This is a genomic window from Promicromonospora soli (assembly GCF_014653785.1).
In the GTDB taxonomy this organism is placed as follows: Bacteria; Actinomycetota; Actinomycetes; order Actinomycetales; family Cellulomonadaceae; genus Promicromonospora; species Promicromonospora soli.
In genome coordinates this window covers 1-15,297 of record NZ_BNAS01000009.1, presented here as the reverse complement: position 1 = coordinate 15,297, position 15,297 = coordinate 1, and the positions used below count along the sequence as shown (strand labels likewise).

General features: G+C 65.7%; 7 protein-coding genes. 4 read left to right on the top strand and 3 right to left on the bottom strand.

All coding sequences use genetic code 11. The features are described 5' to 3' along the window. Together IE250_RS22000 and IE250_RS21995 are read right to left on the bottom strand one after the other, a co-directional pair. On the bottom strand, positions 1–405 hold the full coding sequence (locus tag IE250_RS22000; RefSeq protein ID WP_189671463.1) for a hypothetical protein: 405 nt from the start codon (positions 403–405) through the stop codon (positions 1–3). Further along, entirely contained in the window at positions 402–1,430 is a 1,029-nt protein-coding gene (locus tag IE250_RS21995; protein WP_189671462.1) for a TRAFAC clade GTPase domain-containing protein, read from the bottom strand. Before IE250_RS21995 ends, IE250_RS22000 begins: the two co-directional genes overlap by 4 nt. A gap of 183 nt (positions 1,431–1,613) precedes the next feature. Here IE250_RS21995 and IE250_RS21990 point away from each other — a divergent pair, with 183 nt between their 5' ends. Next, positions 1,614–3,821, top strand: a complete 2,208-nt coding sequence (locus IE250_RS21990) for a DUF262 domain-containing protein (protein ID WP_189671461.1) — start codon at positions 1,614–1,616, stop codon at positions 3,819–3,821. A 137-nt stretch (positions 3,822–3,958) separates the two neighbouring features. On the opposite strand, the gene IE250_RS21985 is transcribed toward IE250_RS21990, so the two are convergent. Continuing rightward, positions 3,959–4,063, bottom strand: a complete 105-nt coding sequence (locus IE250_RS21985; RefSeq protein WP_189671460.1) for an HAD family hydrolase — start codon at positions 4,061–4,063, stop codon at positions 3,959–3,961. Between the two features lie 197 nt (positions 4,064–4,260). Here IE250_RS21985 and pglW point away from each other — a divergent pair, with 197 nt between their 5' ends. The 3 genes from pglW to pglX (IE250_RS21970) form a co-directional block, all read left to right on the top strand. Then, positions 4,261–8,475 carry a BREX system serine/threonine kinase PglW gene (gene pglW / locus IE250_RS21980; RefSeq protein ID WP_189671459.1) on the top strand — a complete coding sequence of 1,405 codons (4,215 nt, stop codon included), beginning with the start codon at positions 4,261–4,263 and terminating at the stop codon, positions 8,473–8,475. After that, the gene (pglX, locus tag IE250_RS21975) at positions 8,472–12,140 is read left to right on the top strand and encodes a BREX-2 system adenine-specific DNA-methyltransferase PglX (protein WP_189671458.1); all 3,669 of its coding nucleotides are present in this window, start codon (positions 8,472–8,474) and stop codon (positions 12,138–12,140) included. Before pglW ends, pglX (IE250_RS21975) begins: the two co-directional genes overlap by 4 nt. Positions 12,141–12,213: 73 nt before the next feature. Further along, positions 12,214–15,297: BREX-2 system adenine-specific DNA-methyltransferase PglX (gene pglX, locus IE250_RS21970; protein WP_189671457.1), on the top strand; the 3,084-nt coding region annotated here is incomplete at its 3' end.

The following is a 15,297-nucleotide window of genomic DNA, read 5'->3' as shown; positions in this document are numbered from 1 at the left end:
TCACGGTCGGTGCTCTTCGTCGCTGCCGAGACTGGCCGGATCGTCACCGAAGGCTCTCCTGATGTCGGTAGCCGACAGTGGCCGCTTCAGGTCCCACAAGCTCTTGAAGGCATCCGCAATCAGCGGCCAGACGATCCGCTGACCGTCATCGACGGAGCGGATGTCGTCTGCCAGCGGCGGCAGGACGACGATGTCGTGGGGGATGACGCGCCCCGCCTCGTCCGATCGACCATCGGGGTCAGGGAAACGCAAGGCAACCTGCGTGCCGACGCGCCGGTACGTCGTCGGCTCGTCCTCGGTGCCCGCAAATGCATGGTCATAGACCGGGAGTGGGTCGGGGAACCCTCCGTCGCGGAGGAACCGAAAGCCCCAGGACCTTCCGCGTGTCGCCCAGACGAAGTTCACCTGAGGCTCTTCACGAGGAGTCCGTCCTCGACGCCCTGTTCGAGGTCGAGCCGGAACTGGGTCAGGACAGTCCTCAGTTGGTCCTTGTTCGCCCGGGCCTGGGCGTTCGCCTCCTTGATCTTCGGCAGGCCGAGCTTGATCGCCTCGGCGAGCGCGGGGAGTGCGACCTTGCCCAGCGCTGGACCGATCTTGGGCACCTTGTTCAGGACGGCGGTGACGACGCTCGCCCCGGCGAGGGCGGTCGCCAGTGCGTCGGCGTTGTCCGCGAGCTGGTCCATCCACTTGCGCGGGATATCGAACCGCTCGGACCACTGGATGAGCCGCTCCAGGGGCAGAAGGGAAGCGACTGGCAGCAGAAGGTCGAGGCCGACCCGTTCGGTCACCTCGATCTTGTCCGGCGTGAACCGGGCCGACGAGAGCAGCATGAAGTCCTCGCCCATCGACAGCGCATCCGGGACCTGGACCATGCCCTTGAGTACTTCGTGGAGTGCGGTGACGTCACCGCCGGCCTTCTCGACGACCAAACCCCAGAACAGGGACTTGAGGTACTTCTCCTCCTCACCAGCGCTGTCGCGAAGCTTCTGGCCGTCGACCAGGACGAGGGCGACGTCGGACCGCAGCAGCGACCGGAACGTGTGGAGACGGCGCTCTGCTTCCGTCTCGCCGCTCGGCTCCTCCGCGAACCACTCGCCCGGGTAGTCGTGCCAGACGACGCGTAGCGCGTCGAAGGGCCTCGCTCTGGTGGCCTTGGCGTCACCCTGATCCTTCAACTTGATCGTGAAGGAGTATGGCGTCGCTGCGAAGCGTGTCAGCGCAGGCACCCGAGCGCTGTTCTTCATGCCGAGGTAGTTCTGGTGGAGGCGGGTGCCCTGGCTGGTGTCATCAGCGATGACGTGGAACAGGCTCTCCTTGAGGAACGCGTGCTCCTGTGCCCCGCCGTAGAAGGACGAGACCAGGACGGTCTTGCCGCTGCCGGCCCCGCCGAATACGGCGATGTGTTGTTCCCGCACTCGGATTGCTGCCACGGCGGTGACGCTACCCCGGACCTGTGCTGTCGGAACCGGGAACTCACCAAAGTCACCCGGGCGATGATCGACGGTGTTCCAGCAGCCAAGTCGATGGACTGGGCCCAGGATCACCCGTGCCGGTAGGCAGTAGTACGCCCGGGCCTGACATCATGAACGACGTCGCAGATGCAAAGGAGCCCCGTGGACGCAAAGACCTACCCGCTGCAGGACATCCTCAAGCCGGAGCGGCGGTACATCATCCCGACGTTCCAGCGGGACTACGAGTGGACCCTCGACGGTCAGTGGAAACTCCTATTCGAAGACCTGGAGAGCACAGCGGACAAGCTCCTCGAAGTTCGCTCGGACGAGGACGAGAAGGCGGTAGGCCTGAAGAACAAGGAGCAGGGCGTCACGCCGCACTTTCTTGGCGCGGTCGTGTGCGCGAGCCTTCCGTTCGCCACGGGCGGGATTGCTCTGCGCTCGGTCATCGACGGTCAGCAGCGGCTCACGACGATTCAGCTCCTCGTGCGCGGTCTGCTTGACGTTCTCCAGGATGTTGGGTCGGATCGTCGCAAGTCCGTCCGCCGCATGCTCTTCAACCCGGACGACGTCGTGGACTCGCCTGAGGAGGTTCACAAGCTCTGGCCACGGCGACGAGATCGCGAAGTGTGGCCCGCCGCGATGGCCGACACGGTGCCTGCCTATGCCGGGGACAAGGACCACCTCTACCTCAGAGCGCGCCGGTACTTCTCCGAGGCCGTGCGCGAGAGTGCACGCAACGACGCCGGCGAACTGGACCCCGTCCGTCTACAGGCGCTGGCAGACGCGTTGTCGAGCCTTTTCAAGCTGGTCGTCATCGACCTCGAGGACAACGACGACGCTCAGGTCATCTTCGAGGTGCTCAACGGTCGTCAGACTCCGCTCGCGGCGATTGATCTCGTCAAGAACCTTCTCTTCCTTCGGGGCGAACTTGCTGACGAGGATGTCGATCGGCTCTACGACGCGTACTGGGCGCACTTCGACGATGACTGGTGGAAGGTCATCGTTGGCCGTGGCCACGCGGCGCGCGGCCGTCGCGACGTCCTGCTGTCGGTCTGGCTTACCGGCATCTCAGGCTCCGAGGCGAACGTAAGCCACCTGTATCGCGAGGCGCGGGAGTACCTGAATGGGCCCGGCGCTCCTGATACCGAGCATGTCCTGCGCGAGCTCAGTCACTATGCCAAGGCGTACCGGGCAATCTACGGCGCCGAAGCCGTGGATCCGCGCCTGCGCACGTCGTACGACCGGCTCAACGCGTTCGAGATCACGACGTCGGTGCCCCTCCTCGCCTGGTTACGCATCGCGTCACCGCAGGTAGTGAGTCTGGAGGACGAGGTACGCGCCGTGCGCTCGGTCGAATCGTGGGCGCTGCGCCGGGTCTACGTTGGTTGGCAGACGCGTGGCTACGGCACGCACCTCACCCGGGTTCTGCGGGAGGCGAAGAGTGCCGCCGCATCAGGCGAGAACGTTGCGGATGCCGTCGTCGACGCACTGCAGGGTGGCACGCTTGCATGGCCTACTGACAACGAAGTCCGCGATGCGTTCATGACGCGGCCGTTCTACAAGAACGTGGCGCAGTACCGGATCCGCACGCTGTTCGAGGCGATTGACGACCAGCTCCGACGTGACGACCCACATGAGCCGCCCGCGGCGATCGGATTCGACGGACTGCAGATCGAGCACGTGCTGCCGCGCAGCTGGAAGGCGCATTGGCCACTGCGCGATGCTGCCGGCAATCTTGTCGACGCTGACCCCGACGCCGGTGACACCGAGGCTGTCCAACGCGTTCTGCTGCGTGGGCAGGCGCTCGACCGACTTGGCAACCTGACCCTCGTCACTCAGGCGTTCAATCTTGACGTCTCGAACTTGGGGTGGACCGCGAAGCGGCCGGAGTTTGCGAAGCAGGGCGCCCTGGTGATCAACAAGGGAATCGCTGCTGTCGAGCAATGGAGTGAGTCCGAGATCGACGCGCGAGGGGCATTCCTCGCAGCAGTGGCAACTCGCGTGTGGCCAAGTCCGAACACGCTCGGTGGGCGGAGCCGAGAGGCTTCCTCCGCGCCTGAACCGGCCGTACCGGTGCGGGCGCCAGCCGAGCACGTCGCGGCAGCATTGGTGGAGCCCGTGCCTGGACAACCGGTGGGCTCCCTGGCGCCCTTGGTCGCCGCGCTCGCATCCGTTGGCATGCAATTGGCAGACCCCGATGCCTCATGGCCGGGCTGGGGGTTCGTCGTGAAGTGCGTCGGAGGTAGCGCCTATCTCAACCGCACCAATGTCGACGTGCGGAGCGACGAGCCCGGGCAGACAGCCAATTGGGCTGCCGCCGGCTTGGGAGAGGAGCGAGGGAGCTACCTGCGCATCTGGTTGCGCTGAGACGTTCTGACTCTCACGCAATGGCGGAGGGCCCCGGGAGCTGCGGTCCTCTCGGAGGCGGCCCGGGGCCCGAAATGGCTAGCGACCGGCTACGTCCCGCGCAGTGATCGACCGGAGGCATCGACGACGCCGTGCTCTTATGTGGTGCGGGTGACCTCGTCCGCGACGGGTTTGAGCTGCTGGAGTGCGTGCCCCATCGCGACTCCGCGTGCAGCCCAGGTCAGCAGTTCGACGTCGTTCATGCCGTCGTTGGTCAGCTAGCAGCGCCAGTTGGTTGAACCAACAGTTACTTGGCCAGAGTCACCCGCGGCTCACCCGTTTTAACCCGCGTCGCTGGCCTGACGGCAGGTACCGTTTCACCAGCGTCACCAGGCTGTACACCGCCTCGCATGCGACGCTGAGTACAGTCCCGCCACCGATGTCTTGAGGTTCTGTCCGAATGCTGCCTGACTCCCGCTGGATCGTCATGGGCGAGCCAGTGACGCCTGCCGAAGACAAGGCGCTCCAGAAGGTCCGCGAGGTCCTTCCTGACGACGGCGTCACCACGGCTTGGGCGAACCTGACGTTCATCGACAGCAACGGCCGGAGCGCAGAGATCGATGTCCTCCTGCTCTCGCCGGCCGGCTTCTTCGTGGTGGAGCTCAAGGGGTGGCACGGCACCATAAGTGGCACGGCACAGCGTTGGTACCACGGGACTCGCAACGTCGAGAATCCGTGGCTGCTGACGGATCGTAAGGCCAAGCGGTTGTCGAGCCTCTTGAAGTCGTATGCGCCGAGTCCGGCAGCGGCCAAGACGCTGCCGTTCGTGAAGGCTCTCGTGGTGCTGCACGGTCATGGAAGCATGGTCAAGGTCGACGAGCTCGGGCTGTCCAACGTTCTTCGCCTGGACGACTACGACGTCAAGACGCAGAAGCCGCAGAAGCCGCTCCAGACATTGAGTCAGTTCGTTGGCGCGCTGCCGAGCAATCCGCATCATCGCATTGACGGGGTACAGGCCAAGCAGGTGCGCGCCCTGTGTGACAAGGCGGGCTTCCGCAAGACGCCGAAGGTCCGCATGGTCGGCGACTTCGAGGTCGCCTCTTCGACGCCGATCGCAGAGGGACCTGACTGGCACGACGTGTTGGTCCAGCTGCCTGCGATGCCGAGCATCAAGCGTCGTCTGCGCCTGTACGACGTGCCGCCCAAGGCGCCGACGAGCGAACGCACCCGGATCGAGCAGTTGGCTCAGCGGGAGTTCCAGCTGACCTACGGCATCAGTAACGACGGCATTGCGGCTCCGGTCGACTTCAAGAAGACCGACGATGGTCCGGCCCTAGTCTTCGACCACGACGACGCCTCCACACCACTGTCGGACTACCTTGCGGCGGATGGCGCGAACCTCACGATGGAGGAGCGCGTTGGTCTGATCACCCGGCTCGGCGAGATCCTGCGGTACGCACACCAGCGTCACCTCCTGCACCGCGCGCTGGCGCCGGCGCGCATCTGGGTGACCCCGCGCAAGCGTGGCCTGCCGCGCGTGACAATCCGAGACTGGTACTTCGGCCAGAAGGACCGCTCGACGGACGCGACCTCTCGTTGGACCGCCATCAGTGGGGGCCTCGCCGACCTGATGGGCGCGTCCAACCAGGAGGACTGGCTTTACCTGGCGCCCGAGGCGCGGCAGAACGCGACGGAACTGCCCGGCGTCCCCCTGGACGTGTATGGCTTCGGGGCACTTGCCTACCTCATCCTTACCGGCACCGCCCCCGCGGCCACGTTTGCCGAGCTGGAGCAGGTTCACGCAGAGCTCGGCGGGCTTGACCCCCGACGCGCGGCACAGGGCGTTCCCGACGACCTGGCCGTGGCTGTCACGCTGGCCACCAGCGTGGTCGAGTCCGACCGGCCGGCCACGATCGACGAGGTTCTTGGTCTGGTCCGGGATGCCTGGGACGAGGTTCGGCGCCAAGCGGTTGACGAGGTCCGGACGCCTGTTGCCGACCCCCTCGACGCTCAGACCGCAGACATGATCGCCGACCGCTTTCTGGTCTCACGGCGCCGCGGCGAAGGTTCCAGCGGCGTCGCGCTCGCCGTGCTCGACGACACGGTGGGCGATGACGCAGGTCGTGACCGTGAGCTGATTCTGAAGATCGCCCGCACTGACGTCGCGGCGCGCGCGCTCGACAACGAGGCGCAGATTCTGAAGGGGCTGGACCATAAGCGCGTCGTTCGGCTCCTCGAAGGCCCGCTCGACCTCGATGGCCGCCGTGGTCTCCTGCTGTCCGACGCCGGACCGGAGACTCTTGCTGCACGTCTCACCACCGAGGGGCGCGCCACCCTGGGGCAGCTCGAACGCTTTGGCTCCGAACTGCTGGAAGCGATGAGCTATCTCGACGGCAAGGGCGTGTTCCATCGGGATATCAAGCCGGCGAACCTCGGTATCCGCGAGGACCCGGGCACGCGTCGCCCGACCCTCGTTCTCTTCGACTTCTCGCTTGCCACCGAACCCGTGGAGAACCTGCGGTCCGGTACAACCGGCTATCTCGACCCGTACCTTGGCCGCGGCCGCCGTACGGTCTATGACCGTGCGGCTGAGATCTACGCCGTCTCGGCGACTTTGTTCGAGATGGCCACCGGCCAACTCCCCTGGTGGGGCCAGGGCGCGGGCGTCCCGGCCCACGCCACTGACGCCCCCGTCGTCGACCCCGGCGGCTTCGAGCAGGCCGTTGCAGTCCCGCTCACCGCACTCTTCCGCCGCGCCCTGTCGCCCGACGCCAAGGACCGCTTCGGCACGGTCGACGAGCTTGCCGTCGCTTGGCACGAGGCATTTGCCTCCCTCGACGCCGACGACGACACCACCGGGGCCGATGACGCCCGCGCTGCACGGGCGACCGTCGAGACACTCCTGGAACAGTCCGGTCTCTCGGCCCGCGCCCTGTCCGCCCTCGCGCGCCTTGACGAAGCGGTCACAGTCGGCGACCTGCTCGGCATCCACCCCATGCGTGTCAACTCGATCCGGGGACTCGGCGAGAAGTACCGCAAGGAGATCCAGGGCCGCATCCGCCAATGGCGCGAACGGCTCAGCACGCCCGCGCGGACGAACGACGACGACGCGTCGGGCACCGAGCGCGTGGTTGAAGGCCTGTTGGGCCGCCTCGATGGCGACACCACTGTCATTCGCACAGTGGTCGGCCTGTCCGACAAGGCACCGAAATTCACTCTGACCTGGCCTACTCCCGCGGAGGCCGGCCAGCAGCTCGGCCTGAGTCGCGAGCAGGTCAACAGCGAGATCGAAGCCGCCGTCATGATGTGGACCAGCACCCCTGCCGGGCAGGGCAGCGTCCTCGACGCAGTACACGCCGAAGTGCTGCGCATCCTCGCGGACGCCGGCCGCATCATGACCGTCCCAGAGCTCGCCACGGCTCTGGCCGCACAGCGAGGCTCGCTGCTCGAAGGCCCGGCCCGCGTCGGCCAGGGCCGCGCGCTGCTGCGTGCTGTCTACGAGCTGGACCTGCGGATGCCGAACCCGGCGCTCAACCTGCGCCGCCGCTCCCAAGGCCGTGACCCGCTGCTCGCCCTGACCGAGTCGGTGCTCGCCGAGGATCTCGATGCGCCGGCGCCCACAGCCGACGAGCTGGGCGACCTAGCGATCGATCTCGGCCGCCAGGCCGACGACCTCGTCCGAGACGGCGTGATCGGGCACGTTCCCGCGGCACGCGCTTTGCGCGCGGTGCTCGGCGAGACACTGGGCGACGCGTACCTACCCGACCATCGGTTGCTGCGCTTGGCAGCCTCGGCGAGCGACAACGCAGCGGTCTCCGGCTTCGAGGAGCTCTACCCCCGCAACCTTGAGGTTCGTATCGCGCTTGAGCATGCATTGCGCGGCAAGCCGGGGCGGAGCCTGAGCGTCGAGGCAGTGCGGCGCAGTGTATCGGCGAGGTTCCCCGAGGTACGGCTGCCGGGTACCCAGGTCCGCCTCGACGAACTGGTCGCGAAGGTCCTGCCAGGCGTGCGAAACGTGGACGGCCGGTACGAGACGCCCGGTTCCAACCGTGCCTCCACGGCCACTGGCACCAGCCTGACGACACACGGTGGCGCCGGGACGCCCGATGTCGACGTCGCTCGGAAGCTTGCCGACTCATTCTCCCGTCATGCTGCGCTGACGCTGGCGGTGGACCCGCGCCGGTATGTGCGGGCGACGCACATCATTGCCTCCGGCTATGCCGCCCGGGGCTTGGAATTGCTCGACGTGGGCAGCCTGCTTGTCCAGGCCACAAAGACACTTGCTGAGCGCGAGGGAATCGACTGGTCCTTCGTCGTCGGAGTCGACGGACTGGACCGAGGCAGTGCGGACTGGAACATGCTCGCTGCCCTCGTACGTGACGCCGTGCGGCCGCGTTGGGAGGACGAGCTGGCGCGTCCGGTTCCACTATTGGTAACCAATGCCGGCCCGCTCGTCCGCTACGGCATGACCCCGCTGCTCGCGCAGTTCCTTGACGTCGGCACGCCGCGGCCCGCCACCCGCTGGCTGCTCGTTGCCAAGTCCGCAGACCAGCCAGCACCGGTCCTCGAAGGCGCCTCCGTGCCTGTGGGGCCGAGCGGTTGGCTCACTTTTCCGTCTGACCCTGCGGCGCTCGCCGCCGTTGCACCCCTCGAGATTCCTGGAGCACCCCAGTGATCAACTCGCCCGCGCTGCTGAAGGACCTGCAGGGTCAGCTCAAGCGTCTCCAGGCAGACCTGCGGGAACGGGCCGACGACGCGGACAATGTCTGGGGCAAGGAACTCCGGTCCGAGCATTCAGAGGCGGTGCGTACCGACCGGACTGCTCGTTCGTGGGTTGCGTGGCGCGACGACGAGGTGGACCAAGCTGCTGTCGCATGGTTGATCGCGACGACGTTCGTGCGCTTCTGCGAGGACAACGACCTGCTCGCCGGCGCCACCTTGAACGGCACGCAGGTCCCGGTGGGCTGGATCGCCGGCCCGGGCGATCGGACCCAACGCGCCCAGGAGAACCTGGACGCGTACTTCCGCGCCAATCCGCTGCACAACCGTCGACACTGGCTGCAGCAGTCGTTCACGGTGCTCGCCGCCCAGCCTGCCGGTGCGTCGCTTGTGGACCGGCGACATAACCCGGTGTGGTCGGCGGAGATCTCTCCGGAGGCGGGGTCTGAGCTGATCGCGTTCTGGCGTCGGACGGACGACGCAGGGAACCTGGTGCATGACTTCACCGACCCGGACCTCGGGACCCGGTTCCTGGGCGACCTGTACCAGGACTTGTCCGACCACGCGAAGAAGACGTACGCGCTGCTGCAAACGCCCGAGTTCGTCGAGGAGTTCATCCTCGATCGCACGCTGACGCCAGCGCTGCGCGAGACGGCTCTGGAAGACCTGAAGCTAATCGACCCTACGTGCGGGTCAGGCCACTTCCTGCTGGGTGCGTTCGGTCGGATCGATGCGGCGTGGCGTGAGCAGGCGCCGGCCATGGACGCCAAGGAGCGGGTCCGGATGGTGCTGAACTCGATCCACGGGGTGGACGTGAACCCGTTCGCGGTGGCCATCGCGCGCTTCCGACTGACGGTCGTGGGTCTGTTGGCGATGGGCGAAAAGTCCCTCGTTGGAGTGCCGGCGCTCGGCTTCCACCTGGCGATCGGCGACTCCCTCCTGGGCGAGCAGGGCAGGCAGGGCACGGCCGACGAGCTCCTCTTCGGACAGCTCGACATGGGAGACACGCTCGGATCGACGGTCGAGCCTGTCGATACCCCCTACCGTAAGCACACCGAAGACCTCTCCGAGTATTCAGGAATCCTGACCCCGGGCCAGTACCACGTCGTGGTGGGAAACCCGCCGTACATCACGGTCAAGGACAAGGCACTGAACGCGGCGTATCGAGCGGCGTACTCGACTACTTCTGGCAAGTACGCGCTGTCTGTGCCCTTTATGGAACTCTTTTTCCGCCTGGCTATGCGCGGCGAGCAGGGCCAGGCGGCAGGACACGTCGGCCAGATCACGTCCAACTCGTTCATGAAGCGCGAGTTCGGCAAGAAAGTGATCGAAGAACTGTTCGCTGGTTATCACGGTGACAACCCGGTAGACCTGACCGAGGTGATCGACACCTCAGGCGCCTACATCCCTGGTCATGGGACGCCGACCGTCATCCTGGTTGGCCGCAGGCGTCGCCCGGTCACGGCCTCCGTCCGTGCGGTCCTGGGCGTGCGTGGAGAACCGGGTCAGCCTGTTGACCCTGCGAAGGGGCTCGTGTGGACTGAGATCGTTGGTCATCTCGGCGAAGCGGGGTATGACGGGAACTACATTTCTGTTGCAGACCTCGACCGTGCCACGCTAACGAAGTTCCCGTGGTCCCTGAGTGGTGGTGGCGCTGCCGACGTGTTCGAAGCCATGCGGACGGTGCAGATTGGCAGTCTTCGTGAACGCCTTGCTATGGAAATTGGATTCGCAAGTTTCCCGGGAAACGATGAGCCATTCTTCTTGGGGCTGCCATGGTTCAAGCGCTTCCCGGATTCTCGCAATCTCGGGCGCGATCTTGTTGTGGGTGAAGTTGTTCGCGACTGGGATGTGCGCCCTGACGAATATGCGCTGGCGCCATACGGGCCTGATTATCGACCTCTGCCCTACGAGTCTTCGAAATCCTGGGGTCGCCATCTGTGGCGGTTCCGAACGACCCTCGGTGGGACAACTGGATTTGGTGGCCAGACTCGTGCAGAGAGCGGGGAAGACTGGTGGACCTGGTATCGCTGGGTACGGGAACGTTACTTGACTTCGCTGTCCATTACGTTTGCGGAGGTTGCCACGCATAACCACTTCGTGCTGGACCGGGGTGGGAAGGTATTCAAGCAGACTGCGCCTGTGATCACGTTGCCCGAGAGTGCTCCGGAGGAGCGGCACCTGGAGCTGCTCGCGGTGCTGAACAGCTCGACGGCGTGCTTCTGGCTCAAACAGGTCAGCCACGACAAGGGCAGCCAGTCAGGTACCGGCGGGTTCATGCAGGACGAGTGGGAGGTGTTCTACCAGTTCAACAGCACAAAGGTCAGCCAGTTCCCGCTTCCGGCGACACTGCCGCTCGAGCGTGGGCGGCGGCTCGATGCGTTGGCGACGGAGCTCGCGATGGTGAGCCCGGGCGTCGTTGTGCAGGAGTGGGTGGACGGGGTCTCGACGGGCTCGACCACCGGGAGCGACTCGCTGGCGGAGCGGTTGGCCGCTGCTGCGTACTCTGTCGGTGCGATCCGTGGGCAGATGGTTCGCGAGCAGGAGGAGCTGGACTGGGAGGTCTATCGGCTCTACGGGCTGATCGACGAGGACCTGACCGCTCCGACGGGCGACGTACCGCTGCTGGCGCTGGGGGAGCGGGCGTTCGAGATCGCACTCGCGCGGCATGTGGCCGACGGGTCCGAGGAAACTGTCTGGTTCGAACGCCACGGGTCCCAGCCCCTCACTGAGCTCTCGGTTTCGTGGCCGGGCGGGTATGCCGACGTCGTGCAGCGGCGGCTGGACCTGATCGAGTCTGACAAGACGATCCGTCTGCTGGAAAAGCCCGAGTACAAGCGCCGCTGGGCGCGGACGCCGTGGGCGAAGCAGCAGGATGAGGCTGTGCGGTCGGCGATCTTGGACCGGCTGGAAGGGCCTGAGCTGTGGCAGGACGCGCAGGGTCCAGTGACGCGGACGGTGCAGGACCTGGCGGACGCGCTGCGTGACGACGTGGTGCTGCGCGAACTCGTGTCGGTGTTGTCGGGGCATGCGGAGCCGAACCTGGCGACGGTGCTGTCAGGCCTGGTTGCTGAACAGGCCGTGCCGTACCTGGCGGCGCAGCGGTACAAGCCGTCGGGCCTGGAGAAGTTCCGCACGTGGCAGCAGGTGTGGGATCTGCAGCGTCGGGAGGACGCGGGGGAGAAGGTCACGATTCCGGTGCCGCCGAAGTACTCGACGCCGGACTTCCGGAAGGTCGAGTACTGGAAGGCGCGCGGCAAGCTCGACGTGCCCAAGGAGCGGTTCGTCGCGTACCCGGACGTGCGGCACGATGGCGACCCCACGGTGTTGCTCGGGTGGGCGGGCTGGCCGCACCGCGACCAGGCGCTGGCGTTGGCGCGGGAGATCCTGGCGCAGCAGTCGCGGGGGGCGTCGGACGAGGCTGTGGTGCCGCTAGTGGCCGGGCTCGTGGAGCTGGAGCCGTGGGTGGCGCAGTGGCACTCCGAGATCGAGCCGGCGTTCGGCACGAGCGCGGCCGCCGTGGTGTCTGGGACGATCGACCAGCACTTGGCGCGGTTGGAGATGACACGCGACCAGGTCACGGCGTGGACGCCCGAACCGGTGAGGCGAATGAAGCGATGACCTTGCGGCGCTTCCTTGGTGTCAAGGCTGTTGTCCAAACACTTGCAAGCCTCGAGATTCCCGGAGCACCCCAGTGATCAACTCGCCCGTCCTGCTGAAGGACCTGCAGGGTCAGCTCAAGCGCCTCCAGGCCGACCTGCGCGAGCGGGCGGACGAAGCGGACAACGTCTGGGGCAAGGAGCTCCGGTCCGAGCATGCTGAGGCGCTGCGCACCGAGCGGACCGCCCGGTCGTGGGTCACGTGGCGCGACGACGAGGTGGACCAGGCCGCTGTCGCATGGTTGATCGCGACGACATTCGTGCGGTTCTGCGAGGACAACGACCTCCTGGCAGGGGCGTGGCTGGACGGCAGGCAGGTCGCCGTGGGTTGGATCGCGGGCCCGGGGGATCGGACCCAGCGCGCTCAGGAGAACCTGGACGCGTACTTCCGCGCCAACCCACTACACAACCGTCGACACTGGCTGCAGCAGTCGTTCACGGTGCTCGCTGCCCAGCCCGTGGGGGCGGCGTTGGTGGACCGCCGGCACAACCCGGTTTGGTCGGCGGAGATCTCTCCGGAGGCGGCGTCCGACCTGATCGCGTTCTGGCGCCGGACGGACGACTCTGGGAACCTGGTGCACGACTTCAACGACCCGGAGCTCGGCACCCGCTTCCTGGGTGACCTGTACCAGGACCTGTCCGACCATGCGAAGAAGACCTACGCGCTGCTCCAGACTCCGGACTTCGTTGAGGAATTCATCCTCGACCGCACGCTGACACCGGCGCTGCGCGAGACGGCGCTGGAAGACCTGAAGCTCATCGACCCAACCTGCGGGTCAGGTCACTTCCTGCTGGGTGCGTTCGCGCGGATCGATGCGGCGTGGCGCGAGAAGGCGCCTGCGATGGACGCCAAGGAGCGGGTCCGCAAAGCGCTGAACTCGATCCACGGCGTGGACGTCAACCCGTTCGCGGTGGCCATCGCCCGCTTCCGCCTCACGGTGGCGGGCCTCCTGGCGATGGGCGAGAAGTCCCTGGTTGACGTGCCTGCGCTGGGCTTCCACCTGGCGATCGGCGACTCCCTCCTGGGCGAGCAGGGCAAGCAGGGCACGGCCGACGAGGTCATCTTCGGGCAGCTGGACCTGGGGCACACCTTTGAGCCGACGGCTGGCTCACCGGAGGCCGAGCCTGTCGGTGCGGCCTTCCAGAAGCACACGGAGGACCTCTCAGAGTACGGGGGAATCCTGACGCCGGGCCAGTACCACGTGGTCGTCGGCAACCCGCCGTACATCACGGTCAAGGACAAGGCTCTCAATGCAGCGTATCGAGCGGCGTACTCGACGACTGCGGGCAAGTACGCGTTGAGCGTCCCGTTTATGGAGCTGTTCTTCCGTCTGGCCGCCAAGGGCTTCCAGGGCAGACCTGCGGGCCATGTTGGGCAGATCACGAGCAACTCGTTCATGAAGCGCGAGTTCGGCAAAAGGCTCATCGAAGACCTATTTGCGGGGTATCACCAGGACAACCCGGTGGACCTTACCGAGGTCATCGACACCTCAGGTGCGTACATTCCTGGCCACAGCACGCCCACCGTGATCCTTGTGGGCCGGCGGCGACGCCCGGTGGAAGAGACTGTTCGAACAGTCTTGGGCGTGCGCGGTGAACCAGGCCAGCCCGATGATCCGGCAAGGGGGGCGGTCTGGACCGAGATCGTCGAGCACCTGGCAGAGCCAGGCTTCGACGGGCTCTATGTGTCGGTCGCTGACGTGAGCCGGGACGTGCTGAGGAAGTTTCCTTGGTCACTGACTGGTGGCGGAGCAGGCGACGTGTTCGAGTTGGTCAACTCGAGCGGTCGGCGGCGTTTGCGAGACGGGATATCGAGAGATATTGGGCCGGCGAGTTTTCCAGGAAGCGACGAGCCGTTCGTGATCGGTCCCAGTTGGTTTAGGCGCTTTAGAAATGGAGATAGCCTCGGCAGGCCCTATGTTACTGGCGACCTCGTCCGTGATTGGTCGTTTCGGGATGGAGAAATGGCCCTCGCGCCGTATGACGCGGAATTTATGCCAGTGCCATATGATGGGTCGTCTGCATGGGGGCGCCATCTATGGCGTTTCCGTGCCGTTCTTGAGTTGACGACCGGATTCGGGGGGATTACTCGCAAGGAAGCCGGTGATGATTGGTGGACGTGGTATCGGTGGATCGTTGAAAGGTATCAATCCCCACTACTGCTGGCTTTTGCGTCGATCGGAACACACTTCCATGCTGCGCTCAGTCGCGGTGGAAAGGTCTTCAACCGGCATGCCCCGGTAATCATGCTGCCTGAAGGGTCGTCCGAGGAGCAGTACCTGGAAATGCTAGGGGTATTGAATAGCTCGACGGCATGCTTCTGGCTCAAACAGGTCAGTCATAGCAAGGGAAACGCGACCGCGTCGAGCGGGATCCCCGACCAGCCATGGTCCTGGAACTGGGAATTCACTGGTACGAAACTTCTGGAGTTTCCTCTTCCGGGGGCCCTTCCGCTGGAGCGGGGGCGTCGACTCGACCTAGCAGCGACGGCGCTCGGGAAGGTGAGTCCGGCCACCGTCGTGCGTGGGTGGCTGGATGAGGCCGCGACTGGATCGACCACCGGGGCAACCGGAGGACTGGTGGACCGCCTGCAGAGCGCTCATCGCAGGTCGGAGGAGATCGGTGCCCAAATGGTCTTTGAGCAGGAAGAGCTAGATTGGGAGGTGTACCGCCTGTATGGCCTGATCGACGAAGAGTTGAACTATCAGGGTGTGATTGAGCTCGGTCCGTCAGAGCGGGCATTCGCGATTTGCCTCGCACGTGAGATTGAAGCTGGGGGCACGGCCACAAAGTGGTTTACCCACCACAATCACAAGTTCCAGCCGATTACAGATCTGCCAGCGTCTTGGCCAAGTGCATATGCCGAGGTCGTGCAGCGGCGGTTGAATTTGATCGAGTCGGACAAGACGATCCGTTTGCTGGAGAAGCCGGAGTACAAGCGGCGGTGGGCGCGGACGCCGTGGGCGAAGCAGCAGGATGAGGCCGTGCGGTCGGCGATCTTGGACCGGCTGGAAGGGCCTGAGCTGTGGCAGGACGCGCAGGGTCCGGTAACGCGGACGGTGCAGGACCTGGCGGACGCGCTGCGTGACGACGTGGTGCTGCGCGAACTCGTGTCGGTG